Genomic DNA, 2134 nt, shown 5'->3' on the forward strand with positions numbered 1-2134 from the left:
GAGTCGGGTCGGGAACTGGAGAAGTGATGATCACTGACGGTAGGGCCGAGGGCCTGCCTTCCGCCGGTTTCCCGGTCGGTTGTGCGCTCACTCGTGCCCGTGGTCAGGTCGTCACCGCTCCAGCTCCCGCCACGTCGAACCGTGCATGCGGTTCTCCCGCACACGGCTCACCGACGCCGTTCACCGCCGGCATTCGGTTTCTCCCGCCAGGGCTTGTTCGCCCTGGGTGCGACAACGATTCCGTTGAGGCTGATCAGGCCGCATTGGTCCGGCGACAGGTAGGCGACCACGGACATGCCGAAGCGTCGTCCGCGTTTGTGTCGCTTCCCGACGAAGATCATCAGCCGTTCCTTCGCGTAGTTCCTGATCTTGTCGAATCGGACGGTCGAGTGGCCGTAGCGGAAATACGCCGCCCAGCCCCGCAGGAACATATTGAGATCCTCGACCACCGTTTCGACGCTGAGCAGCAGCCTCGACCGGACCGTGAGCTCACGGATCCGCTCGCGGGCACGCCGCATCGCCTTGTCGGAGGGCCAGCGGGCCAGGAACATGACACCGCGCTTGCCCCGCACGCCCCGCGACCGCACCCACTTGTGGTGAAAGCCCAGGAAATCGAAACCCGGGCCGTCCTCCTGCAGGTGCACGATGCGGGTCTTGGCTTCTTTCGGCTCCAGGCCGAGTTCGGCCAGCAGGCTCCTCAACCGCGCAAGAGCGGCCTCGGCCTGCTCACGGGTAGCACACATGACCAGCACGTCATCAGCGAACCGGACCAATACCCCATGCGCTCGGCGATCCCACGCCCGGTCGAGCCGGTGCAGATACACGTTGCACATCAAGGGACTGATCACCCCGCCTTGCGGGGTTCCGTTCACCGAACGCCGAACCACACCCGCGTCCATCACCCCAGCGCGCAGGATCACCCGCAGAAGCTTGAGCACGGACTGGTCAGCGACACGTTCCTCGACCGCTTGCATCAACCTGTCCTTCGGTATCGCCTCGAAACAGTTCGCGATATCCGTCTCCACCACCCACCGGCGGCCCCGCCAAGCCTCATCGATGACGACTTGAAGAGCGTCGTGCTGCCCAAGCTTCGGGCGGAACCCGAAACTGCACGGCAGAAAGTCCGCCTCGAAGACCGGCTCAAGCACGATCTTCACGGCAGCCTGCACGACCCGGTCCCGAACCGCGGGAATCGACAACGGCCGCTGTTCACTGGTACCCGGCTTCGGGATGAACACCCGACGCGCTGGCAACGGCCGATACCTGCCTTCCCGCAACTCGGCGGCCAGCTCATCGAGCAGCCGGGCAACCCCATACTCCTCGACAGCGGCCAAAGTGGTGCGGTCGATGCCCGGCGCGCCGTCATTACGTCGCACCGCGACCCACGCACGCCACAGGACGTCCCTGCGCAGGACCTTGTCCCACAGCGTGTGGAACCGTCGTCCGGGATCGGCCTTGGCCGTCCGGTACAGCGTGTGTTGCAGGGCACGCACCTTGTCCAGCAGAAAACGTCCACTGTCGGCGGGACTAGCCGAATCGGCACTCACCGGGCACCTCCATCTACCACGACACGCATCGACGAAGTAGTGGCCCTTCCCTCACCGCCGGTTATGTTGTCCGGTCGGCTCGATCGGTACTACGGCCACCTCCGACGCCCTTCCGGCCGGCTTCCACTTCCCGGCTCATCACCGGTTATAGGTCGCCGCACTCCAGCGGCCTTGCGCAGCCCGCTGGGCCGGGGAGGGCCTCTCCAGTTCCCGCCGTCACTATCCGAACGTTCCGAGCCCCTTACGCCGGGGAGTCCTTCACGGCTGCGCTTCCAGGCTCTTCACCGTTTCCATGGCCTTCGCCCTTCTCCTCCGGGCTCGGCACTCCCTTGCCCCGCCCCACGGGCGGGTGATGTAACGACGCGGCAGGCTTCACTTCACGTTACGGACCGTTCGGTTGCACGCCATCTCAGGCGCTTGACGCTGGGCTTCGACCCCGTCCGTTTCCAGACGAAACCGCCAGCCTGCTACCGGGCCACCTGGCTGTTACCCGGACCGGACTTTCACCGGCAAGCGACGACGAGCTTACGAGTCAGTCGTCAACCACTCACATGATCAACCACCTATCCCTACTGGACACACAGGAG

At 65.0% G+C, this 2134-nt stretch carries 1 protein-coding gene; it reads right to left on the bottom strand.

Annotated elements, in window-relative coordinates; genetic code table 11:
• Positions 1 to 167 precede the first annotated feature (167 nt).
• Positions 168 to 1547 carry a group II intron reverse transcriptase/maturase gene (ltrA, locus tag ACNAW0_RS30210; RefSeq protein ID WP_416291447.1) on the bottom strand — a complete coding sequence of 460 codons (1380 nt, stop codon included), beginning with the start codon at positions 1545 to 1547 and terminating at the stop codon, positions 168 to 170.
• Positions 1548 to 2134 lie beyond the last annotated feature (587 nt).

Source organism: Micromonospora sp. SL1-18 (assembly GCF_047921505.1).
GTDB lineage: Bacteria > Actinomycetota > Actinomycetes > Mycobacteriales > Micromonosporaceae > Micromonospora.